Below are 24,327 nucleotides of genomic sequence, written 5' to 3'. Positions count from 1 at the left end.
TGGACAAAAGGTTAAAAACCTTTTGTCCACCCTCGTCTAACATGAATTTATAACGTTTCAACGGTCACTTGACTTCCTCTTCCACTCGGTTCGGCTGGTTTTACGATCAGTTTTCGTGGAAGTCTCGCCTGAAGCTCAGGCACATGACTAATGACTCCAACTGACAGCTTCGATGTGTGTAGTTTTTCAAGCGATGTGATGACAGTATCGAGCAAATCTTGGTCGAGTGTTCCAAAACCTTCATCTAAGAAAAAGAACTCTAACGGATATTGACCACGAAGTTGGATTGAAGCAGATAAGGACAACGCAAGCGCAAGAGAGGTAAGGAATGTTTCTCCCCCAGATAATGAAGAAACAGGTCGCTTGATTCCACCATTGGCATCATCACGGATGATAAAACCTCCTGCTGAATCGACTTCAACGGCATAACGACCTCTTGTTAATGTAAGCAGTCGTTCTGAAGCATCGCGACTCACTTGAACTAACTGTTCCTCTGCAATAAATTCAACAAACGCATTTCCTCTAAACACCGCTTGTAGTTTCCCGAACTTCTCAAGTTCTTCTTCAAGCTCGACTCTTCGTTTGTCTAGCTCACTATAGCGTTCATGCTTTTTGGCTAATTCCTTTAACACTTCAACCGCTGCTCCTCTTGCTTCTCGTGCTTCTTGAAGTGCTTCTTTCATTAAGGCTAATCTTTGTTGCGATTGTTCCCATTGGTCACGTGCTATTGCATTGCCTTGAAGCAATTCCTCTAGCTTCGCAATTATTCCTTTGACTTGTTTGAGCTTGTCATAGTAGTGCTCAATGTTCAACGTTAATCGCTCTAACTCTTCCTTCGTTCGTAACGCTTCTTTTACACTTTCAACGGTAGCAAAGCGTGATTGCTGTTGTAGCTCCTGCCACTTCTTGCTTGCTTTTTCAAAACGAGCAGATGCCGTAACAAGTGATTCCTTAGCAATCGCCCATTCTTTTTCTGTTTGCTGTAATAAGAGACGGTTATTCTCGAATGCTTCTTTTGATGATTGTTCATTTCGTTTAATACGTTCTAGCGTTGACGTTACCGTAGACACAAGTGCTTGTACCTGTTCGCCTGCTATGATTTTCACTAGATTTTCTTTTCGCTCGTTTTGTGCTTTTACTTTTTCACTATATTGTGAACGAAGAGATGCCTCTTGTCGGCTTTCTTCATGTTTTCTCTCTTGCAGTTTACGAATGCTATTTTCTTTTTCTTCAAGAAAAGGTATGCTTTTTTCTAATCGTGAACGTAGGTCTTCTACTTTTTGTTCTGTTTCTTTCATGTTTTCATAGCTTGTAATTACTGTCTCAAGTGGGATGTCAATCTTCCAGTTTGCAAGACGTTGCTCCATGTTCGCTTGAGCTTCTTCTTGTTTCTTTTTTACCCGTTGACACTCATCTTGCTTTTGCTTTAGTAACAGAGTGGTTTCTATTTGAGCTTCTGTATGATTACGGTAATCTATCATTAGCTTTTTACCACGATGATGCAGTTCTTCAATGGCCTCTATTGAATGAGAGACTTCTGTCGCAAGTTTATTTTTTAGCGCTTCTCCTTGGTCGATGGTCATATCAGCCATTGAGTATTGTTCAAGGTCATCTATTTCTTCTATGGTTGCAGCACTTGCCGATACTTCTATCTCCTCATTCATAATATCCTCTATCAAACGCTGAAGCTGCCATTTCCCCTGTTGAATGTTTTGAATGGTGTGTCCCGCTGTTTGTTTCCAACTTTCTAATTGTACAAGAACACTTTCGTCATGGGATTCATGGGCCGACGTCAGCTTATGTGGATGGTCCGTTGACCCACATACTGGGCAGGCTTCTCCATCCTGAAGTTTTTCGGCAAGGTCTATCGCCAATACTCTTACCTTCTGCTCCTCAAGTGTTTGTTTTTCCTTTTCATACATTCGCTCTGCATACACTTGAAGCTGTTCAGCCTTTTGTTCTTGCTTGCATAGCTTATCGTATAAGGTGTCTGTTTGAATGTATAAAAGAGACAATTGCTCTTCGTCGGTACTTAGCATTTCTTTTTGCTTCATTTGTCTATTTGTTAACGTTCGTAAGACATCTTCTTGTTCTTTTACATCTGCTTCGATTTCAGTGAGGAGTTGTTGGGCACGGTCGATATCCTTTTTTTCTTCATAGGCTACATATATTTTCTCTTTTTCTTTTGAAGAAATTTGAATCGATTCAAGTTCTTTCTTTAATTGAGCTTGTCTTTCCTCGCCTTTTTTCTTCAGTTCCATTTCTTTGGCGATTTGCAGGTCAAGCTCCTCAACTTTCACGGTTAACTGCTTTACCTGGGCCCAGATTACTTCAACATCGTTTTCATTTTTGGTAATCGTCGCTTCAAGCTCTTCGGCATGTCTCAGTTGTTCTAGGCGCACAAGTAAAGAAGGTTCTTCGTTTACTCGTTTTTGACTGGCCTCTTCGTATTCAGCCTTACTTTGGATAAATCGTTGTTGTGTATTTTGATAATTTACTTCAGCATGTTTCGTTTTCTCTGTCCACTCGATATGGCTTTTTTCACTTTCTTTTAGTTCCTCTATATATGGAATGAGTTTTTCAGCTTGTTTACTGCCCTCAAGCTGGTCTTCTAGAATTTTGATTTCTTCTGCTCTTTGCTGTAGTTCCTCTACTTGTTGGACAGCCTGTTCCTTTTCTAATTGCCAGTTCCAAATCTTCTTATCTTGTTCAAATTGAGCTTCTGCCTGCAATAGCTTGTCCTGATTTTCACTGACCATTTTCTCTGTAAGAGACACTCGCGCTTCGGCCTCTTTTACCGCTTCCTCGGAAGCATCTCCTAAACCAACTTGTTCGGCTTTCACTTCATTGACTTCGTTTTGTGCTTTTTGCGATCGAATTCTTAGCTTATGATTAAGCTCATCCCCGTACTTTTCCAAATGGAATAGGCGCTGAAGCATTTGTCTACGGTCTGTTCCTTTTAAAGAAAGGAATTCGGCAAATTTTCCTTGGGGAAGAACGACGGCCCTTGTGAAATCATCAATTGATAACCCGAGAAGCTCCTGGACGGCTGCATTCACTTCATTAGCTTTATCGGCAATGACAACTGTTTCATCGGTGAGGTCAAGAAAACGGCAATTGGCTGTTTTTACGGTCACATCTCCGGTTCGCTTAAAACTTCGCTCCACTTGATATTTCTTTGTTTCGTCCCCATTGGCTAACTCAAACGTGAAGGAAACAGCGAGCGTATCTTCTGCATGATTGATAATTCCTTGAGTATTATTTAACGCCCGCTCCACTTTTCCGTAAAGTGCTAACGTCATCGCATCAAGTAAAGAGGATTTCCCACTCCCCGTCGGACCAAAGATCCCAAAAACCCCACCTTCACAAAGCTTTGAAAAATCAACATATTGCTCTTCCCGAAAGCTTTGTAAACCAGCAACTTTTAATGATAATGGTCTCATTGCGATTCCTCCTTTTCCTCGTTAATCAATTCGAGAAACAAGCGCGTGAGCTCAGGCTCTGGTTCAGCTCCGCCAGATTGACGTTTATAAAATCGATTGAATAATTCATCAATTGGTACATTAGCTGCTCGGACCAGCTCTCGCTCTGCCATTTCCGCAAACACAGGTCGAATGTGAATAAAGCCTGTATGAAGCTTTCGCAATCGATGAATTTCCTCTAACGATAAACTATGCTCCAAGTGAATTTCCAGGTCGATCCACGCCTCTTTATCTCGGCCTTCATCCAACCACTGATAAACCTCAGCTAATCCTTGCTTCGCTTTCCAGCGAACGAGCGGTTTGCCACTCGATAAATACACTTCTGACACGTTAGCTTCTTTTCCAGGCACAACATCTATAATAGAGACTGATTTCGCATAGCCTGCTTCTGAAAAACTAAAGGCTAATGGAGAACCGGAATATTTTGCAATCGTTGGTGCATTTTTAATAATTTGTGGGCGATGCAAATGTCCAAGAGCGACGTATTGAGCCGCAGCTGGCATACTTGTCGCTCGGACCGTATAAGCGCCTCCCACTTCAATCGGACGTTCTGATTCCGTTGAACTGCTTCCTGCCACATAAATATGACTCATCGCGATATTGACAGCATCGCTTGAAAATTGCTCAGACATTTTAGTAAAAAGGTGACGTACGCGAACATCATATTCATCACGTAATAACGTTTCATCAACCGTTGGAGCGAGCAACTCATTTAGTCGTGACTCAGAAGGATATGCAAGTGCCGCTACATTCAGTTTCTCATCTGTTCTTTTAATTGGAACAGATACGACTACTTCTGTCGGATAGCCAATAATCGTAATCGCTTGTTCAGAAGCGAGTGGTGAAGCAGCGGAAAGGCGATCAGGATTATCATGATTTCCAGCAATCAGAATGATAGGTCGCTCCCCTTTATTAGCCAGTCGAGACACACTATCATAAAACAATTGCTCTGCCGCGGCTGGTGGATTCACGGTATCAAACACATCACCAGCCATTACTACCGCATCAATTTGCTCTTCCTTCACAATTCGATGGAGTTCATCCATAAATGCCGCATGTTCCTCAAGACGACTTCGACCTTCTAACGTTCTCCCTAAATGCCAATCGGCAGTATGCAGTATCCTCATAACGACTCTCCTTTTTACATTTTCACGAGATGATTCCCATCAAAAAAGAATAAATACTTTTCAGCTATCGGCTCTTTCAAAATGCCTTCAAGAGCTCGACTATACAAATCAATTTGAATCGTATATCGCTCTTTCAAATGTGATTCCGCTTCTTTAAATCCACCCTTGTAACGGTCTGTTATCGCATCTGTCTTATAATCTAGTAACACTGTACCTTTATCATCTGTAAATAAACAGTCGATGACCCCTTGGACAAGGACTACCTCTTGCTCATGCTCGGGCCAGTTGTGATATGCCTCTTTGGCTGGTAACGAAAAACTAAAAGGAATCTCCCTTTGAACAAAAGGAGCACGTATTAGTCTTTGTCCAATTTCTGTTTCAAAAAAGGCGACAATGGCATCGACGTTGATGACATCAGACTGTTCTTCCGTTAACAACTCGTTGTAAATCATCTTTCCTAAAAGCTGTTCGACCGTTTCCTTGGTCACCGCCTCTTGCAATGGAATATGCTGCATAACTAAATGGACCGCTGTCCCAATTTCAGTTGATGTTAACGATTGCTTTTGCATAAAGCGTGGGCGGTCTGCTTTTTCTGCTTTAAATGAGCCGACAAACGTTGTATCGCTCAAGTCTTCCATCGCTGTCTTTTCCCTTTTGATTTCGGTCACCGACTGCTTTGAACGAAACGACGCTGCTCCTGAAAAAGGATACTGGTAATCTAGTTTTTCTGTAATGGTTTTTGCATACGTCTCTTCTAATTGAACAGGTTCCCACTGTTTAACCGCTTCTAGCCAATTTTCGCTAGCTGCTTCTGTTTCTTCATCTAACGCAACCAATTCCTTACTATCTATAAAAGCCATGTTCCATTTTGAGCTATCTTGACATACCGCTTCAGCTTCACTTTCTTGCTGGCGATAGTCGGTTGCACTATGATGGCGAAGAACAGCCGGGCCTACCCAATCAAGATAAGACTTAGCTTGAACTCTTTCATAGTCTGGTAATAACCAGTCCGAAACTCCCGCTTGCATACTCCAGTTTTGGCAAGCTTTTTCAGCATCCTTCACCGTACCAAGTAAATAAAGTTTCTCCTTTGCTCTTGTTAATGCAACATAAAGGACTCGCATTTCTTCCGCTATCATCTCAAGATGCATTCGCTTTTTTATTGCTAACTGTGGAAGAGAAGGATACGTGATTCGTAGTTTTGGATGAATATACTTTGTTCCAAAACCAAGCTCTTTATGAAGAAGCACTTTGCTTCGTAAATCCATCATATTAAATTGCTTCGCTAAACCAGCAACGAAAACAACCGGAAATTCTAACCCTTTACTTTTATGAATCGTCATCATTCGAACAACATCTTCTTGCTCGCCCAGCGCACGGGCTGCACCAAGGTCATCCCCTCTATCCTGCATTCGTTCAATGAATCGTAAAAAACGGAATAATCCACGAAAAGACGTTTGCTCATAGGTTCGCGCTCTATCATAAAGTGCACGAAGGTTAGCTTGTCGCTGCTTTCCAGCAGAAATTCCTCCGACGTAGTCGTAATACCCAGTTTCACGATACAGTTGCCAAATCAACTCTGACAAAGCCCCTTGTCTTGCTTCTGTTCTCCACCGTTTTACATTCTCGATAAAGTTACTAATTTTACGCTTCGTTTCATTGTCTTCAATTGTTTCAGAGGCTTTTTTCACTGCATCATAATAGCTTCCTCGTTTTTGAAGTCTTACATTGGCTAGTTCTTCTTCCTCCAACCCTACAATAGGAGAACGAAGTACTGCAGCTAGCGGGATATCCTGGTATGGATTATCAATGACCTGTAACAAAGACATCATCACTGACACTTCGGTTGCTTCAAAATAACCTGAAGATAACTCTGCGTATACCGGAATGCCGTATTGCTTAAATTCCTCTGTCATCGTTTGTGCCCAAGGCATCGAGCGCATTAAAATGACAATATCCCGATACGTAATGTTTCGAAATTTTCCGGTTTTCCCATCATAGACTTGATGCTTTGAGTCTATTAATTGTTTGATTTTCTTTGCAATGAATCTTGATTCTAATTGAGCTGTTTCAAGCTCTTCTTCTTCATCTATTCCATCCTGCTCATCTTCGCTTGCTTCTAACGGTTCTCCGCGATTGATGAGAAGAAGCTCTGAATTCATATGTTCATAGTCTGGGTAGCTTGCCCCTAACTTAAGTTCCGCATCTTCATCGTACTCAATTTCACCAATGGTTTCGTCCATGACTTGGCGAAAGATAAAGTTTGTCGCATCTACCACTTCAGAACGACTGCGAAAATTTTTCGCTAAGTCAATTCTCCACCCCGGGACATCATCTCCGCCCTTTTGAAACTGTTTATATTTTGTTAAGAATAAGCCTGGTTCTGCTAGTCGAAAGCGATAAATACTTTGCTTTACATCTCCTACCATAAACATGTTATTATCTTTGGAAACGAGCTTAACAATTGTTTCTTGTACAACATTTGTATCCTGATATTCATCAACGAGTACTTCAACGAACTGTTGTTTATATTCATACGCCACTTCTGAAGGTTCATAAATACCAATCTGACGTTTGTCTGTTGTAAGGATTTGCAGCGCAAAATGCTCTAAATCAGCAAAATCCACGAGACCTTTTTCTTTTTTGATAGTCTGATATCCTTCTGCAAAGGAAAGGACGACGTCAACCAATGTGCTAACAACCGGCGCCATTTCTTTTAAATCTTTCACCATTAACTCGGGTGAACGACCAAATAACTCTTGCTGAAGCTTTGTTACTTGTTTTTTCAGACGTTCTCTTATTTTTTTAGCATGGTCCTGTAAGTCTTTTAGTACATCATCGTTTTTTCGAATCGTTTTAAGCTTTGAAAAAGATACGGTTTGGAATTTCTCATATAATTCATTCCAAGTTGTTGCTTGTTGGAGCGACTCGACAAGTTGTAAGTCCTCTTCAAACGTTTCGGCATAAGCATAGGGTCCACCAGGTAAACGGGTAAGTTCAAACCCTTGTTGGATTAAAGCAAGACAGCCTTGCAGCTGAAGTTGGGTATCCTTCATAATGTCTGTTGTCCAGACAAGCTCATCTATCGAATCTGTGACTTGATAAGCGTTACGAAGCTCTGACAACCAAAGAGCTGGTGCGGGATGAGCTCTGGAAAAATCGTATAAGCGTCGAATTAAAATTTGAAGCTCATTGTCACTTCGGTCACTACTATATCGGTCAACAAGCTCATAAAAAGCGTCATTGTCGTCCTTCCCATACTCCGTTTCAAATAATTCCTCCATTACCTCTTCACGAAGAAGTTCTGCTTCTGTATCATCAGCAATCCGAAACGTCGGGTCTATATCAATCTTATAATAATATTTACGAATGACAGCCATACAAAAAGAGTGAAGCGTTGAGATATTCGCTCTTTGTAAAAGCGAAAGCTGTCTGCGCAAATGAAGAGAAGAAGGCTTTTTAATCAGCTCTTTTTCAATGGCTTCACCAATTCGTTTTCTCATTTCACTAGCAGCTGCATTAGTGAATGTCGCAATCAGAAGTCTGTCGACGTCAACTGGATTGCTTTCATTTGTAATTTTCCGGATAAGGCGTTCAACAAGAACCGCCGTCTTCCCGCTTCCCGCTGCTGCCGCGACTAGTATGTTATTGCCATTTGCATCTATCGCTTTCCATTGGTCATCGGTCCACTGACTTCCTATCGGTTTTTCTACAATCTTCATTTACTCACCTCTCTCCTCTCGTATTTTGGCGATGATTTCATCTGGCTTTTCAGGTTGTAACATGCGGTATTCATTTGTCTCTAGCGACGCATCAAACTGGCAAACCGATTTAAAAGAACAAAACGTACACGGGGTTTGCTTTTTAAATTTATACGGATTAATCTCGATTTCACCGTCTGTCAGCTTCTCACCAATCGTGACCATCTTTTTCCGTAAATAGTGTCGGACATGGTCAAAATCCTCAGGTGAAATCACCGAAGAATTGCTATAAAAGCTCCCATCTTTTTTAAGACCAGCTGGCACGATATTCGAGTGGCCACTTTCTAAGGAATGGTCCATTTCTCTTATCGCCGTTTCATCTGATAGTAAGAGACCTCTCATTTTAAAAGATTTAAAAATTTCGTCTTCGATTTTATCGAGTGATAATGCTCCTGCAGCTTGAATAATCGGATTGTGGACATGAAAATACAAGACGCCCGCCGGAAAAGCCTCAGTGCCAATCCACTCTTTGGCGTACGTTAGCACGACATCTAAATAAACCAGCATTTGCAAGGAAAGGCCATAATACACTTCATCTAAGCGAAGCGCCTTGGCACTTGATTTATAGTCAATAATCCGAAGAAGTGTTCCTTTTTCTACATCCGCTCGGTCGACTCGGTCAATCCGTCCGATTAACTCCATCGTACATCCATTGCTCAATAGAAATCGGATCGGCGGAAGAGGCTCTTTTGGCCCAAATCCTACCTCTAATCCAACCGGAGAAAAGCCACTTACCTTCGCATGATCCCTCATAATTAATGAGGCTCGTCCGACAACTTGTTCAAGCTTTCGGGTAATATATTGATACCGGTTTGAACTTAATAGTATTTCTCGTTGGATTTTTGGTGCTAGCTTTCCGACCATCGTCGTTGCTAGCTTTTCACATTGTTCTGTGGTTAATGAACCCCAATGAATTCCTTGCTCTCTTAGATGATCAGCTACTAGCTTAAGCGCTGCATGAAACAACTGCCCGACATCTGGGGCTTCTAGGCGATACGTTTCTCGATCTTTTAACTTTAAGCCATAGGAGGCGAACTGTGAGAAAGAACAACTTTCATATTTCTCCATTCTCGAAATACTCGCTTGAATGTGGTCTCCATATAATGCCTTGCTTGTTTCTTTCTTTAATCGCTTTGCTTTATTTTGGTAGAACAAGCTCGATAGTACGGTCCGTGCTTTGGTTTGTGACTCTTCATTTTTTACATACCAATTGTAGACTTCCCACCATATCGTCGACACCGGATATCCCTTTTTCCAGGCCTGCAGTTGATAAGATAAAAACGACAACGTTTTCGTCGAATTGGTTACGTATAACAGTTGATTCGCTTCACTTACCTCATTCGGTTCATTTATAATAAACTGCTCGGAAACCGTCGGAATTAAATCTTGTATTCGTTTAATTACTCCTGATGGAAGTAATGTTTTTCCTTCTTCATCCGCCAGTGGATATGAAACGTATAACCGGTCAGAAGCACTTGTTAACGCAAGGTAGATTAAAAATGATTCATCTAATAATTGCTGTCGGCTTCCTGGAGCAAGTTCCATGCCGTGTTTAGCTAAAAAGTCGCGCTCTTCCTCAGATAGTACCCCTTCTTCCTTTGGCTTAGCTGGGATGATGCCATCATTGACACCAAGGAGAAACGTACATTTAATATCTGAAAACCTAGAACGGTCCATACTTGCGACAAGCACTTGGTCTATCGCTGGAGGGACAAGCGCAAATTTCATACTTTCCATTCCTGTATCTAGCATTTTTCTGAACAAATCAAAAGAGACAACCTCATCTCCTGTCACTTCCACAATCTGGTCCAACAGTTCAATTATTGCTCCCCAAACTTGGTCGTGCTCTCTTGCCTTATCAAGTTCTCCAAAAGCTATGGCTTCATCTCGTAGTCGTTCCACCTTTTTAGGAACATTCAACTCTTCTAAAAAAAGATACAGAGCCTGACAGAGCTCTTGTACATTCGCTTTTTTTATCAGCTTTTTCTCTAGTTTTCGAATGGGTTTAACAATTTCTGTTCGAAGGCTATTTAGTTTTTCTTGCATTCGCATTTCTTCATCTGTTTGTACAGATTCATTAGCTTCAACTGCTTGGAAACGACGGTACGTCCACTCTTGTTTTCCGTACCACCGATGTCCTTGAATGCCATAAGCCAGTACGTAATTTTCTAACTCATCGACTTCTTCTCTACGTTTATGTTTGTTCACATTTCCTGAAAAAAGCAAGTCCGTTTTCAAACAGCGGAAAACTGCTTCATAACGCCAATTGCTTTGGATAATATCAAGTAAAGAGCGAATAAACTCAATCACAGGATGATTTAACATTGACCGCTTCTGGTCAAGGAAAACCGGAATCTGATAATCTTTGAAAATCGTTTCAATTAAATCGCTATAATCCTGACTATTGCGAATAAGAAGAGCAATGTCACGATAGCGATAACCATGTTCTCTAACAAGATGCAGGATTTCTCGAGCCACTCCCTCTACTTCAGCACGGCGATTCACCGAAGTAAATTGAAAGATAGTATCCATTCCCTCGTATTTAAGAGCAGGCCTTGAATCATAATGCTCTTCAAGATGAGCGATTGCACTATTTTTATAACGTACTGGTTCAGATAGCAGTAGTGGTTCTTCTATGAGACATCCTTGCTCTGTAGCCATACGTGAAAGTTGTTGATACGTTTTTGCGGTCATTGAAAAAAGCTCCAACTCATTTGGAAGCTTATCATTGTATGGCTCATCAATAGTAAGAGCAATCGTAACTTTTTTAGCCTTTTTCATGAGCGCTTCAACTACAAGAAGTTCTTGTGGGGTGAAGCTATGAAAGCCGTCCACGTACACTTCACTTTCCTCAATATAGGAAGAGTATGGAATCTTCTCTGCCAATAACGTTAAATAATCCTCTGAGTCAACATACTTTCCGGAAAGTTGCTCTTCAAATTGTTTTGAGATGATATAAAAGTCATTTAGTTTATCAGCGAGTACCTTTTCATGAGGTTTCAGTAAATCCTGTGTCAACAACTGTGCTCTTTCTGCTTCTAACCGTTCAGGAGTAATGGCATATCGCTTCCACTCGGCAACCATTTCCTCTAATTGTTCAATGAATCCTGTTGTCTCTGCTGCTTTCGCATACACTTTAAATTGCTCTTTTTCATGTTCAACAATTTTTCGAAGGAGCATGTGAACTCCAGCTTGTTCAATATGATATCGTGACAAACCACCCGTTTCCTGTAACACCCTCCAGGCTAAACGAGTAAAGCTAAATACTTGTGCACGTAACATTCCTTTTACAGTTTCTTCTTGAATCAATTTATATTCAGACTGAAACGTCATTTGGTCTGGTACAAGATAAACAATCGGTGAACCTAATGGGCTCTCTTCTAATTTACTTTTCATTTCATCGAGGCATTGTGTTGTTTTCCCTGTACCTGAACGTCCAATAATAAAACGAATAGACATTTCAAGCCCCCTTTTATGTAGTCGTAGTTGTTCTATTTTATCATAGAACCTGAGTAATAAGCTTTCTGAAACCTCGGATTTAAGAGAAGGATGAAGGAACTACAGGATGAATTTAACAGTGGACAAGTTGTATAATAAAAAAGCAATTTATATATACTAACGTCAACAAATCGAAAAGAGGTGAGATAAGATGGCAAGCAACAATAACAACAACTTATTAGTACCTGGAGTACAACAAGCATTAGACCAAATGAAGGTTGAAATCGCTCAAGAATTTGGTGTTCAACTTGGTGCAGACGCAACATCTCGCTCAAACGGTTCTGTAGGCGGTGAAATCACAAAACGCCTTGTGCAAATGGCTCAACAACAACTATCATAGTTGAACGATGAGCATCGTTTACTTCTCAGAAAATCTGAATGACCTTCTTCAATAAATACAAAAAATATCTCTGGCCCACACAGAGAAAGGGAGTGTCAAAAGGGTTTACCCCCATTTGACACTCCTCCTCATTTTTGTAACTCTTCTTTAATTTTTTCTTCTATTTTTAGTGGTGATGTTTGTGGAGCAAACCGCTCGACAATATTTCCATTTTTATCGATTAAGAATTTCGTGAAATTCCATTTTATCGCTGAAGACAGGATTCCTTTTGTTTCACTAGTTAAATATTGATAAAGAGGATGTGCCCCCTTACCATTCACATCTATCTTTTTAAATAAAGGAAAGGTTACACCAAAATTCAACTGACAAGCTTGTGCCACTTCTTCATCTGTACCTGGTTCTTGATTCATAAATTGGTTACTTGGAAACGCTAGAATTTCTAACCCTTGGTCCTTATAGGTTTTGTAGAGTTGTTCTAGCTCATTAAACTGAGGAGCAAGCCCACACTTTGTAGCCGTGTTGACGATAAGTACGACTTTCCCTTCATAATCTTGTAACGATTTTTCTTCTCCGTTAACTAATGGTGCTGAAAATTGGTAAACTGACACGATATTCACCCTCTCCATAAATATGTATTCTCATAAATTATACGAAAGCTTTGCAGTAAATACAAAAAACAAGCATTCAATACACAAAAGTTAATTAAACGTTTGTTTAAATCCATCTCATCCTACAGATACACAGTTTCTTCCGTTTGATTTTGCTTGGTATAGGCATCTGTCTGCGCGTACGATAACAGAATTTAAACTCTCTTTTTTCTTCCGTTCCGTAACCCCAAAACTTGCAGTTAGCTTAATCGATTGAAACCGAGTTGTTGAAATTTTTTGAGCTGCTAATGCCAAGCAAATCTGTTCGGCTGTATTCTTTGCATCTTTTCGATTAGTCTCTGGGAGTACAATAATAAATTCCTCGCCACCAAACCGACCCACCGTATCTTCACTTCGGACATGTTCAGATAAAATCTTCGCTACTTTAACTAATACTTCATCGCCACTATCATGCCCATACTTATCGTTGATATCTTTAAAATGATCAATATCTAAGATTATAATTGAAAATGGTTGATTAAGTTGAACGAGTGACTCAAGTACCTGTGTAATATAGCGTCGATTATACAATGAAGTCAAAAAATCAGTTTTAGCTTGTAAGTCAACTGCTTCATGGACAAGCTTTAATTGAATCATGGCTGCTTCGGCTTTAACTTTTTGCTCCATTAATTTTTTATTAGCTTCCTTAAGACTAATCACTAGGTTCTCTTTGTTTAACATTGAGATAAACTGGTGAACGATCATTAAACTAATTGTAATGAATAATCCTAAAACAAGTACCGTCATTCTTTCATTAGAAAATAAAAACCCTAATAATAAAACGAGAACAAGAAAGTAAGAAAAGAACGTTTGAGAAATGATTATATTTTTATTTTGCTTTTCAATTTCAAAGGATACATTATAGTGAAAACTCATATAACAAGACATAGCTAATAAGAGCATCGAAATTCCCCACAATGGTTCCAAGAAGCTTCCATTCTTATAACTTAAAGTCATCGTTTGAAAAACCAACAAATGATTTGCTAAAGCCCATACGATAGATGCTAACGCAAGATATATGAGATGAATCCGAATACGATTGGTTTTCCGTAACGCAACCACAAAAAAGATAAATCCTAAACTTAAACTTAAAGATACTAAAGGATAAAAAATTGCAAAAAATTTATTCATTACTGGCAAACCCGTTAATTGCAGTACTGGAGAAATTAAAAATGTCCATTGCAATACGAGCATCACTGTAATTGAAATTGCTAAATCAATACCATTCTGAATGGACAATTTAATGTATGATTTTGATAAAAAAGTAGTTACCGCAAAAAGGAAGAGTACAGGTGGAATTAAGTACAAAGCATCCCATAGGGAAAAAGTGGCTGGTGTGTAATCTGTACCTTTTAAACTCCACAAAAATCCTGAAATATTAAAAAAGATTACCGAGATTAGTAGAAAAGTCCAACCTAATTTATCTTTCCCTCTTGGCATTTTATAGATGGTATAACTCATGAGACCGATCATTATGATAAAAGACACTAGCCCAAAAAGGGCAGAAGAATATTGTCTTATCTCTTCAGTTCCTATTAGTAAAAACAAATAAGTAATGGCGACAAAAAGGAGGAATATTAAATTAAACGTTTTCATTTTTCCGATTAGTAAATTCCTCATGTCTACCACCTAATTTATTGTTTATTTTTTGTGATAATAGTCCTAGACTTAAAATTTCGACAAATAGATATACAATTCCTCCTATTCCTACAAAATTATTTTGGTTATTGCGTGTCTAATTTCCCGCTTTGTTTCTTTTTCTCTCCACTGATTTAGATACCCTAGACAACTACAAAGGAATGTTGTTCCGTCTTGGATTACCTTTTTCCTAAAGTGAACATGCCCACATAACATATAGGCTACTTTATATTTTTGCGCTAACACCCCATACTCCTCACTTCCAAGGAAAGCATTATAATAATCCCAGACCCGATGGGGAGTTGGTACAATAAAATGTCTGTTGGGGACTACATGCGTACATAAAACGATATTTTTGGATTGGTTTTCAATTAGTTGCCTTTCTATTTTTTCTAGAAAATAACGGTGGATTGAAGCTGGGTCTTCTGTCCAGCTTGTTAACTCCTTGTCACGCCATGTTCTTCCTTTGAACTTCATTTCACGGAGCTTTTCCTCGCTGTACTTGTCCGAGCGAAAACTGAAGTCGTACCAACCTACATCCCCAATTAAGACCCAATCATCTGTTAAAGCCTGTGGTCCATTGGCTAGGTTATGGCGGTACTTTTGTAACTGTTGATAAATCTGCCACGTGTCTATTTCAGGCGTGGACTCATTCCATAAGTCATGATTCCCTGGAATAAAATAAACCGGAAATTGAAGGTTGTCTTCGAGGAAATATAACGTTTCAAGGGTTAGCTCGTAATGATTCGTTACATCTCCCCCAATACAAAGGGCATCAAGTCTCAACTCCGTACATACGTCAATTAACGACTCAATAATATCAACTTTTCCTCGCAACCGATTGATGTCGATATGTAAATCTGATATATATCCAAGCTTCATCCGAAGCACCTCTTTTTATAGATTATTCATTTCATAAAAACACTTTCTTGAGGGCACTGAAAAAGTTCGATTTTTAACTTTTACAGTACTCTCGAAGCAATGTGCGTAACCGTTGCTTTTTTTTAAGTTTGCTACGAGTGGGTTTCTCGTAGCAGACGGGCAACGAGTGGCGCCATTGCCACCATAATCAAAGGCATTGTTGGTTTGTACTTTTTCAGTGGCCCCCTTTCTTCCTAATTTGTCCAAATGATACAATGGTTCACGATACTTTTTATAGTAAGTTCGAGTCTCTGAAACTTCAATTAAGAAAGGATGAGAGTTGATGCATGTAGGAAGTAAAGGATGGTATGTAGCTAAACTAAAGGAAAGAGGAATTCGGTATATTGACGGCAAAAAAGTCGAACGATTCAAAGCTTATGTCCTGGCTAATGTATACCACGAAAAGGAAAAATAGGATTCAGTGCTTCGCTTTGTAGATAGTAAAAGCAATATATATAAGAACTTGGCACCAAAAACCAAAAGAGGCCAGGACAAAAGGTTTACCTTTTATCCCTTGGCCTCAGTATCTATTAGTAAGGTCCGCGTATTAATGAAGCTACTTCTTCTTGATAAAAGTTATGTAACTTCTGCAGTTCTGCTTCAGAAAATTCAGGTACGTTTGTTGCCTCTAGATTATCATCAACTTGCTTTACTGTTTTGAAGCCTGGAATCGCGCAAGTTACTGACTCCTGGTCTAAAATCCATCGAAGGGCTGCACGAGTCATGTTTCCTCGACCTTCAGCAATCCAATGAAGCTTTTCACTTAGTTCTACCCCTTTATTAAACTCAAGCCCCGCAAACGTTTCTCCTACATTAAAGGCCTGACCATCTCGATTAAAATTACGATGGTCATCGGATTCAAAATGGGTTGCTCTTGTAAATTTACCTGTTAGTAACCCACTAGCTAAAGGCACACGTGCTAAAATGCCGACACCCTGTTCTTTTGCTTTTGGAAAAAGCTCCTCTAGTGGCTTTTGTCTAAAAATATTAAAAATGACTTGCAATGCTTTTACATTTGGGTTTGTTAAGCAGAAAAGGCCTTCTTCTACCGTTTCCACACTTACTCCGTAATGACGGATTTTCCCTTCATTTTGAAGCTTGTCTAACACTTCAAACACACTTCCTTGCTTAAGGATGTCAAATGGAGCACAGTGAACTTGAAAAAGGTCTAATCTCTCACGGCCTAACCGACGTAAGCTAGCTTCACAATAGTTACGAACAGATTGTTCTGAGTATGTAGCAGGGTCATGAATATCTCCAGCGCGACAGAATTTAGTGGCAACATAAATTTCGTCTTCTTTTCCCTTCGTCGCTTTTCGAATTAACTCCTCACTATGGCCATCACCATAAACATCTGCTGTATCAAAGAAGTTAACCCCAGCATCCATCGCGCGATGTAATCCGCGAATTGACTCATCATCATCGGTATTGCCCCAGGCACCACCGATAGCCCACGTTCCAAAGCTTAGTTCACTTACTTTCAATTCGGTATTTCCTAACTGACGATATTTCATTAATTCTCACCCTTTCAGCATGAACTAAGTCGATTATAATAGATTAAATCCGAAAAACAAAATATAGCGCTTTGTTAAAAGAAAGGGATTTAGTTACAAAAAACCATGGTATAGTAGATATCAAGATATGCCGTTGATTTTGTATATAGGGAGATACTTTCATGGAAAAAATAAAAAAATGGGCGAAAAAAATTAAACAACAAATTTTTGTACTTTACTTAGCTTATAAAGATGAAAGAGTTCCCTGGTATGTTAAATTATTTACGGCTTGTGTAGTAGCCTATGCATTTAGTCCAATCGACTTAATACCAGATTTCATACCGATACTTGGTTATGTAGATGATATTATTCTCGTTCCTTTAGGTATTATGTTTGCTTTAAAGATGATACCTAAAGAAGTATTAGCAGAATGTGAAGGTAAAGCAAAAGAAATGATGACAAAAGGTAAGCCAAAAAATTGGATAGTCGGTACACTCATTATTTTGTTATGGCTCATCTTTATGTTGTGGGTTATTCTTAAGGCTAATCAGTTATTAAGCTAGATGCGTTAATTAAGGGAGTACACTCCTTACCGATATTATGATAGGACCTTTTTCTTATTTTATTCATTATGAGTTTACTAGTTTAAAAGTTTGGCAATAATAATTTTAACATCTAAAATAATTATTATTGGGAGGAATTCATGATGAGTTTACAAGAATACATTAAACAAATTAATGAAATGCTTGAGCAAGCCAAAAAGGAAATTGCCTCATCTGAAGAGTAACATTCCAATCCTTAACCATATTACAATCGATCAGAGGGTGGTACAAAACGTTTCGTTTTGTACCACCCTCTCTTACTCCCTATATTGGTTCTGATCAGTGAATATGTTTTAATCAGTTTCTTATTCGCGCAAGAGGTCTGAGGAAAATATTCGTCCCTATTTTATGACAAATCGTTAAATAGTGCATCATCGTCAATAAGACCGCTGCTACATTCATTCCGATTATAATTCCTTCCATCTGGAACATTTCCATAGAACCTAAGACAAACATCAGGGTAAAGGACACAAACGTTGCCCAAACCGAGTGAAGGAATGCGTCCTTCACTAACCCTAACCCGATTAAATACGCTTGCATAGGTATCACAAAGTAATGGAACAAGAAATATGGAATGAGCATTTTCAAGTAAGCTATTGCCCTTGGAGACTCTAAAAATAAATTGGTTAACGGTTCAGCATATACATAAAAAATCGTTACCGCTATTGCTCCATATGCAAACGTAAACGCCATAACCTTTCGTAATAAGCTACGAAGTTTTTCAATATCTTGTTTGGCATAGGCTTCAGATACAGTAGGAATCAGAACAATTAATAAGGAGTGTGCGATAAATGCAGGGAAGAATCCTATCGTAAAAGCAACACCTGCAAGCTTTCCGTATTGCCCCATCGCCATTGCCTCTGTTAGTCCTGCTTGTAGCAACGCCGCTTTAATTAAAAATGGCTTAATGGCAAACGTCACAGCATGGAATATCCGAACGCCAGTGGTCGGGATCGACACTTCTAATAATTTTTCTCTCACCGTTTTCCCGCTAATTTCTTTTGTTGAGTGCGATTTAATCGTTCTAATTTGAAGTGTATAAGTTGCCATTAAATAGACAAGGACAACTAACTCACTGCCAATTAGTGTACATAACGAAATAAAAATCGCTGTCTCTAAATCAAAACTAAAGAACTGAAATACAGCAACAAGCAATATGAGCTGAATCGCCTTCCGTAGAAAGCTCGTAAATGCGATTTTGCCCATATGTTGAATCCCCATGAAGTACCCTTTGGCTACTGAAGAAAAGGATACAATTGGTATGAGTAAAATAACAACCCAACGTAACCACGGGTGAAAATTATTGAACACAGGAATCATTGGGACAATGATAAGCGCAAGGGCCATAAGAACAATTGTAAATAAAAAAGCAAACCGAATCGTATGCTTGAGCAAACTACGGTGGTATACCTGTTCCTTTTCAGCGACATACTTAGAAACGGAGATAGGAAGCTCTAAACTAGCGATGACGACAAGTAAAATAATCGTCGGGAAAATAGACATATAAATTCCTAAACCTTCTTCTCCTAACTCCCTAGCTAGTACCATATTGACTAAAAACTCTAAACACTCACCTAAAAATGTTGCTATGATTAATAGGATGGCTCCCTTTAGAAATATATTCATCTTGTCTCTCCTATCCTTTTGCATCCTTCTTTCTATATGTCTATGAGACAAGTCTTCATAATATATTCCTGAAAATACATTTTCATATTTTTTTAGATGAGTAGTGGGGTGTGAACGTAACCTTCTTTTGTAACGGACATAGGATCCTCTATTTCAAATAATCGCTTTTTTTCAACTGTAACGGACCCACAGTGCTTTATTTTGTGTTATGTAAACCAATTCAACTGAAAAACTAAGAAATAAGGTCTCCTGAGTCCGATAGCTTCGAAAAATCATAGTTTTCGAGTAAATAAGGAATCGTGTGTCCGATAGCAGCATTCTATAAGAAAAACGGCAAAGCCGTCTTTAACTAATTGCGATGTGCGAAGCCATCGCCCAACCTGATCTAGCTTAAAAGACATCTATGAGCACCTAATTTTTTTATTCTTATCTTTTTAAAAAAAAAATCTCAAAAGATCATGTTATGACCTTTTGGGACTCCTTCTAGTATGCTTATTCATCTTTTGGCCTTACGGTTACTGGGCAGATTTTAAATCCTGGTATTCTGCAAGTAGGATCAAGCTGTTCACTGATTAAGTTATTTACGTTTTGGTCATCTGACCAGTGGAATGGCACAAATACAGTGTCTTGCCTTATCGCATCTGACAATTTACTTCGGACTGTTATTTTTCCTCTTGGAGATTCGACTTCAACGAGTGAATGAGCAGAAATTCGGTATTTCTCTGCGGTGGCTGGATGGATTTCAATATACGCTTCTATGTTTCTTGCTGCTAACGCAGAACTCTTTCTCGTTTGCACACCCGTTAAATAATGGGCCATGACTCTTCCTGTTGTTAAATATAGAGGAAACTGTTCAGAAACCACTTCTTTTTTCAGCTCAGGTTCATTTGGTACAGCTATGAATCTTGCTTTTTTATCAGGATGGTGGAACTCTTTTTCAAACAACCGATGTGTCCCTTTATGAGTAAGAGATGGACAAGGCCACAAGAGTCCTTCATGTTCCTTTATTCTCTCATACGTAATGCCATAGTAATCGGCAGCCCCACCTTTACTAGCCACACGAAGCTCTTCAAAAATAGCTTCAGCTGAGGTAAAAGAAAAATACTCTCCTTTCCCTAATACGTTCGCCACTTCACAAAGAATCTCCCAATCATGCTTTACTTCGCCAGGACAGCTTTTCGAACCTGGACGAAGAATCACCCTTCCCTCTAGATTGGTCATCGTCCCTTCATCTTCCATATAGGATGAGGTAGGTAACACTAGATCTGCTAGCTCCGCAGTTTCTGAGATAAACATATCGACAGCAACTAAAAAAGGTAATTTCTCTAATGCTTTCTTGACTAGGCTTGCATTAGGGTTCGAGACGATAGGATTAGAACCCATTAAAAACATCGCCTGAATTTCTCCGTCATTGATTTTTTCCATCATCTCGTACGCTGAAACTCCTTTTCTTGGGAGGTCAGCTTCGTCAATGCCCCACACCTCAGAAATATAATCTCGATGTTCTGGATTCTCGATTAATCGATACCCAGGAAGTTGGTCTGCTTTTTGCCCATGCTCTCTTCCACCCTGACCATTCCCTTGTCCTGTTATCGCACCATAACCACTACCTGGTTTTCCAATTTTCCCTGTGACTAGTAACACGTTTAATAGATTTCGAACAGCCATATATCCATCCGTTTGTTGCTCTAGTCCTCTTGCGGTAAAAATCATTCCTGTTTGTGATTCAGCAAATTTAGAAGCCGCTTTTTCAATTTGCTGCAAGGGGATTCCAGATAAACTACTAATCTCTTCTAAATCAATCGTTTCCATTAAAGACTCTAACTCTTCAAAACCAGTTGTTCGCTCTGAGACAAACTCTCTGTCAACTAATTCCTTATCAAAGATAACTTTTAAAAGACCGTTCGTAAGTACAGCATCTTTCCCTGGCTTTATTTTTAAATGCAAGTCAGCGAGTTCACATGTTGCTGTATCCCTTGGGTCAATGACAATAATATAAGCTCCATTTTCTTTTGCCTGTTCAAAATAAGGCATAATCGTCGGTTGACATTCAGCAATGTTCGTTCCGGCTAAGATGATACACCGAGCTTGCGTAATTTCTGATAACGAATTCGTTAACCCTCTATCTATGCCAAAGACTTGGTTAGCAGCTGTTGCAGCGGCAGCCATACAAAAGCGTCCATTGTAATCAATATATTTAGTCTTAAGAGCCACCCGTGCAAACTTCCCTAATAAATAAGCTTCTTCATTTGTTAAGGACCCACCCCCATACACTGAAATGGCATCGTGACCATATTGTTCTTGGATCTTTTCAAAGTTTTCACGTATGACTTCTAGGGCTTCATTCCATGTAATTCGTTCAAAATTCCCATTCTTCTTCAACATGGGGTGGGTAATGCGGTCACGATGCAACGCATGTTGATGTGCATTCATTCCTTTTATACAAAACCGTCCTTGCGTTGTAGGGTTATCAATTCCGACTGCCGTATATTTTTTTCTGGATACGATAGATTGTTCAATCAATTGAATTTTACATTGCATGCTACAATACGGACACTGCGTATCGTATGTCTTTTCAGATGAGACTCGTTGCTGCTTCTCCCTAAAATATTTCAGTAATAATTCTGTCATAACATTCACCCTTTAAGAAAAGCGACAAAGTCGCTTTGATTAATTGCTTACAGTGTAAACACGCTCTTGGTATTTGCCTGGTCTTCTTCCATTTGTTGGACCAACTGCTCACGTAAGTCAAAATCAAATAGCACTTCTCTTACATGAATCACACCTACACGGTCTAGCCACTCACTTATATATTCTAAATATTTGGCCGTTTCTCGATAATATTGGAATAAGGCTCGTGTAATCTCAATTGCCTCCGTAACCGTTTCTGCAATACAAAGCAACTCCCCAGCACGTGGTTCACGTCGACTGCTTCCACCAGCATAAATCTCCCAACCTCGGTCCATTCTAATCAAACCGATATCCTTCGTTGTGGAATGTGCACCATTATGAAGACAAGCTGAGACTCCTATTTTCACTTCTTGTGGTGTCTTTAACTGCTCTACACTTTGCTCTAGCTTCATCGCAAGTAAAATCGATTCCGATTTATCACATGTACAACGTTGCCCCGCGCAAGTTTGAATGGAATAGACAAAATGATCGTCAAGACGGTATAATGCCATATTTAAGTCTTGATAAACCTCTTCAAGCTGCTCTGCTTTTATGCCAGAGAGGCTAATTCGTTGCGAAGATGTAATCATTACTTGTGGAATTGAATACTTTTCTACGACTTCAGAAATCACACGAAGCTGTTGGGCGGATGACTGACCCGCATACATTTGTGGTTCAATTGAAAACGTACCATCGTGGTTTTTCTTCGCATGAATCCTTTCATTCACTTTTTCTGGTGTTGGGTGTATCTTAGCTAGATAATAGTCAATCGCAGGGATACAAATAGGACAACCTTGTTCATGTTCTCTTCCAAGAGCTCTCATCACTTCCTGTCTTGACGTCACATTCTTCGTTAGGATTTCTTCGATTAATGTTTCCTCTGTTACATTTACACAAGAACAAAGAGGGATTTCTTCAACGACTTCATCAAAAGTATCACTTTGAATATAGTCTAGTAGATTTGCAACTAAAGGTTTACAACTTCCGCATGACCCAGAAGCTCTCGTGCACTTTTTGATTTCATCCACAGAAGAACAACCTTCGTTTTGTACGGCATCAATGATCCTCCTTTTTGAAACCCCGTTACATTGACAAATGATATCGGTTGATGCCATCGTTTGTACGGGTGCCTCTGTCAATGATGCTGTCTGTAATAGTTGAACATTTTCAAGGTCAGAAATATCTTTTTGTTTGATAATCATATCAAGCATTCGTGGTCCATCACTCGTGTCCCCGAACATCACTGATCCGACAATGACGTCATTTCGACAGACGACTTTTTTATATACTTGTTCTATTTCGTCAAACACCTTTACCGATTTTGTCGTTTCATCTTCAACAATTTGACCAGCTGAAAACACATTAACCCCTGAAATCTTAAGTTGTGTAGAGAGGACCGAACCTTGATAGCCTTCTGTTTTCTTTTTACAAATATGGCTAGCCAATACTTTTCCTTGCTCATATAACGGTTTGACGAGTCCATAAACGGTTTCTCGATGTTCCACGCACTCACCCACCGCATAGACGTCCTCTATACTTGTTTCTAAAAAGTCATTAACGACAATCGCTCGATTCGTTTCAATGCCACTCTCTTTTGCTAATTGAACATTAGGTCTTACCCCAACAGCCATGACAACTAAATCTGCCGATGTTTCCGTTCCATCCTTAAACCGAAGCCCTTCTACTCGTCCATCCCCAACTATTTCAGCGGTCATTTTTTGCAAAAGAAAGTTCATGCCCTGCTTTTCTAGCTCTGCTTGCAGCATTTTTGACGCCGTTTGGTCTAACTGCCTATCCATCAGGTAGCTTTCAATGTGAACAACATCTACCTCCATCTTTAAATTGAGCAACCCCCGAGCAGCCTCTAACCCAAGAAGGCCTCCACCAATGACTACAGCTTTTTTATATGATTTGGAGGTGTCAATCATCTTTTGGCAATCTTCAATTGTCCGAAATGCGATTACGCCTTCTTTGTTAGAACCTGGAATAGGCAGCATAAATGGTGTTGAACCCGTTGCAATGACTAATTTGTCATAAGGTAGGCTTCTTTTTTTATCAGTCTTAATTTGCTTTTTAACTGTATCTATATGAATCACAGTTTCACTCGAATATAATGTAATGCTATTTTTTTGATACCACTCTACTGAGTTTAAAATAATATCTTCAACCTTTGTATTCCCTTGTAATACAGTTGATAGGAGGATTCGATTATAGTTGACGTGAGGCTCACTTCCAAAAATGGTAATATCAAATGCGTTGGCATCTGTTGTTAAGACTTCTTCTACAAAACGAACCCCTGCCATACCGTTCCCAATTACGATTAATTTCTCTCTCCCCATATTGTCACCCCGATATATCATTTTTTCGTACCCCAGATATCATTCAATTATTTCATAGTTGTATAAATAAAAAAGAATCATTGTTATATCTTTTAACAAACAAATTTCTGAAAGATCGATTGACAATGTTCCTTCGAACTAAAGTAAGAATAGAAAAAGTCACCATTAGGAGACAATAGTAGA

Annotated in this window: 14 protein-coding genes; 3 read left to right on the top strand and 11 right to left on the bottom strand. The window is 39.3% G+C overall.

The window, feature by feature from the left end; genetic code table 11:
• Nucleotides 1-47: 47 nt before the first annotated feature.
• Genes BK585_RS02085 through addB form a run of 4 tightly spaced genes read right to left on the bottom strand, consistent with a single transcriptional unit; the run spans nt 48 to nt 11,829 of the window.
• Nucleotides 48-3,443, bottom strand: a complete 3,396-nt coding sequence (locus tag BK585_RS02085) for an AAA family ATPase (protein WP_078551483.1) — start codon at nt 3,441-3,443, stop codon at nt 48-50.
• Nucleotides 3,440-4,609: an exonuclease SbcCD subunit D gene (locus tag BK585_RS02080; RefSeq protein ID WP_078551482.1), complete on the bottom strand. Its 1,170-nt coding sequence runs from the start codon at nt 4,607-4,609 to the stop codon at nt 3,440-3,442. The genes BK585_RS02085 and BK585_RS02080 overlap by 4 nt, the downstream gene beginning before the upstream one ends.
• Before the next feature lie 14 nt (nt 4,610-4,623).
• Nucleotides 4,624-8,331, bottom strand: coding sequence for a helicase-exonuclease AddAB subunit AddA (addA, locus tag BK585_RS02075; RefSeq protein ID WP_078551481.1), 3,708 nt, complete (start codon nt 8,329-8,331; stop codon nt 4,624-4,626).
• A complete protein-coding gene (gene addB, locus BK585_RS02070) occupies nt 8,332-11,829 on the bottom strand; it encodes a helicase-exonuclease AddAB subunit AddB (RefSeq protein ID WP_078551480.1) in 3,498 nt (1,165 codons plus the stop codon). It abuts the gene before it with no gap.
• 190 nt (nt 11,830-12,019) lie between these two features.
• On the opposite strand from addB, the gene BK585_RS02065 reads away from it, so the two are divergent.
• Nucleotides 12,020-12,208, top strand: a complete 189-nt coding sequence (locus BK585_RS02065; RefSeq protein ID WP_078551479.1) for an alpha/beta-type small acid-soluble spore protein — start codon at nt 12,020-12,022, stop codon at nt 12,206-12,208.
• 128 nt (nt 12,209-12,336) lie between these two features.
• Here the strand turns inward: BK585_RS02065 and BK585_RS02060 are convergent, their stop codons facing one another.
• The 3 genes from BK585_RS02060 to BK585_RS02050 all read right to left on the bottom strand — a co-directional run bounded on the left by BK585_RS02060 (nt 12,337) and on the right by BK585_RS02050 (nt 15,375).
• On the bottom strand, nt 12,337-12,816 hold the full coding sequence (locus tag BK585_RS02060; protein ID WP_078551478.1) for a glutathione peroxidase: 480 nt from the start codon (nt 12,814-12,816) through the stop codon (nt 12,337-12,339).
• 117 nt (nt 12,817-12,933) lie between these two features.
• Entirely contained in the window at nt 12,934-14,475 is a 1,542-nt protein-coding gene (locus tag BK585_RS02055) for a GGDEF domain-containing protein (RefSeq protein WP_078551477.1), read from the bottom strand.
• A gap of 87 nt (nt 14,476-14,562) precedes the next feature.
• Complete coding sequence (locus BK585_RS02050) at nt 14,563-15,375, bottom strand: metallophosphoesterase (RefSeq protein WP_078551476.1); 813 nt, start codon at nt 15,373-15,375, stop codon at nt 14,563-14,565.
• Nucleotides 15,376-15,697: 322 nt separating this feature from the next.
• Between BK585_RS02050 and BK585_RS02045 the strand changes: the two genes are divergently transcribed.
• Nucleotides 15,698-15,829, top strand: a complete 132-nt coding sequence (locus BK585_RS02045) for a DUF2639 domain-containing protein (protein ID WP_078551475.1) — start codon at nt 15,698-15,700, stop codon at nt 15,827-15,829.
• Between the two features lie 115 nt (nt 15,830-15,944).
• Here BK585_RS02045 and BK585_RS02040 read toward each other — a convergent pair whose 3' ends face one another.
• Complete coding sequence (locus BK585_RS02040) at nt 15,945-16,928, bottom strand: aldo/keto reductase (protein WP_078551474.1); 984 nt, start codon at nt 16,926-16,928, stop codon at nt 15,945-15,947.
• A 161-nt stretch (nt 16,929-17,089) separates the two neighbouring features.
• On the opposite strand from BK585_RS02040, the gene BK585_RS02035 reads away from it, so the two are divergent.
• A complete protein-coding gene (locus BK585_RS02035; RefSeq protein WP_078551473.1) occupies nt 17,090-17,470 on the top strand; it encodes a YkvA family protein in 381 nt (126 codons plus the stop codon).
• A 336-nt stretch (nt 17,471-17,806) separates the two neighbouring features.
• Here the strand turns inward: BK585_RS02035 and BK585_RS02030 are convergent, their stop codons facing one another.
• The 3 genes from BK585_RS02030 to nirB form a co-directional block, all read right to left on the bottom strand.
• The gene (locus BK585_RS02030; protein WP_078551472.1) at nt 17,807-19,135 is read right to left on the bottom strand and encodes a polysaccharide biosynthesis protein; all 1,329 of its coding nucleotides are present in this window, start codon (nt 19,133-19,135) and stop codon (nt 17,807-17,809) included.
• Nucleotides 19,136-19,627: 492 nt separating this feature from the next.
• Nucleotides 19,628-21,766 (bottom strand): assimilatory nitrate reductase catalytic subunit NasC, encoded by a 2,139-nt coding sequence (gene nasC / locus BK585_RS02025; protein ID WP_078551471.1) that lies wholly within the window; start codon nt 21,764-21,766, stop codon nt 19,628-19,630.
• Nucleotides 21,767-21,813: 47 nt separating this feature from the next.
• Nucleotides 21,814-24,165 carry a nitrite reductase large subunit NirB gene (nirB, locus tag BK585_RS02020; protein WP_419095497.1) on the bottom strand — a complete coding sequence of 784 codons (2,352 nt, stop codon included), beginning with the start codon at nt 24,163-24,165 and terminating at the stop codon, nt 21,814-21,816.
• Between the last annotated feature and the right edge of the window lie 162 nt (nt 24,166-24,327).

The organism is Bacillus alkalicellulosilyticus (assembly GCF_002019795.1).
Lineage (GTDB): Bacteria > Bacillota > Bacilli > Bacillales > Bacillaceae_F > Bacillus_AO > Bacillus_AO alkalicellulosilyticum.
This window is presented reverse-complemented; position numbering and strand designations above follow the sequence as displayed.

Excerpts from the sequence above, each read along its gene's own strand:
- BK585_RS02085 (WP_078551483.1), bottom strand. The coding sequence starts at position 3,443 with ATGAGACCATTATCATTAAAAGTTGCTGGTTTACAAAGCTTTCGGGAA.
- BK585_RS02080 (WP_078551482.1), bottom strand. The coding sequence starts at position 4,609 with ATGAGGATACTGCATACTGCCGATTGGCATTTAGGGAGAACGTTAGAA.
- addA (WP_078551481.1), bottom strand. The coding sequence starts at position 8,331 with ATGAAGATTGTAGAAAAACCGATAGGAAGTCAGTGGACCGATGACCAA.
- addB (WP_078551480.1), bottom strand. The coding sequence starts at position 11,829 with ATGTCTATTCGTTTTATTATTGGACGTTCAGGTACAGGGAAAACAACA.
- BK585_RS02065 (WP_078551479.1), top strand. The coding sequence starts at position 12,020 with ATGGCAAGCAACAATAACAACAACTTATTAGTACCTGGAGTACAACAA.
- BK585_RS02055 (WP_078551477.1), bottom strand. The coding sequence starts at position 14,475 with ATGAGGAATTTACTAATCGGAAAAATGAAAACGTTTAATTTAATATTC.
- BK585_RS02050 (WP_078551476.1), bottom strand. The coding sequence starts at position 15,375 with ATGAAGCTTGGATATATATCAGATTTACATATCGACATCAATCGGTTG.
- BK585_RS02045 (WP_078551475.1), top strand. The coding sequence starts at position 15,698 with ATGCATGTAGGAAGTAAAGGATGGTATGTAGCTAAACTAAAGGAAAGA.
- BK585_RS02040 (WP_078551474.1), bottom strand. The coding sequence starts at position 16,928 with ATGAAATATCGTCAGTTAGGAAATACCGAATTGAAAGTAAGTGAACTA.
- BK585_RS02035 (WP_078551473.1), top strand. The coding sequence starts at position 17,090 with ATGGAAAAAATAAAAAAATGGGCGAAAAAAATTAAACAACAAATTTTT.
- BK585_RS02030 (WP_078551472.1), bottom strand. The coding sequence starts at position 19,135 with ATGAATATATTTCTAAAGGGAGCCATCCTATTAATCATAGCAACATTT.
- nasC (WP_078551471.1), bottom strand. The coding sequence starts at position 21,766 with ATGACAGAATTATTACTGAAATATTTTAGGGAGAAGCAGCAACGAGTC.
- nirB (WP_419095497.1), bottom strand. The coding sequence starts at position 24,165 with ATGATATATCGGGGTGACAATATGGGGAGAGAGAAATTAATCGTAATT.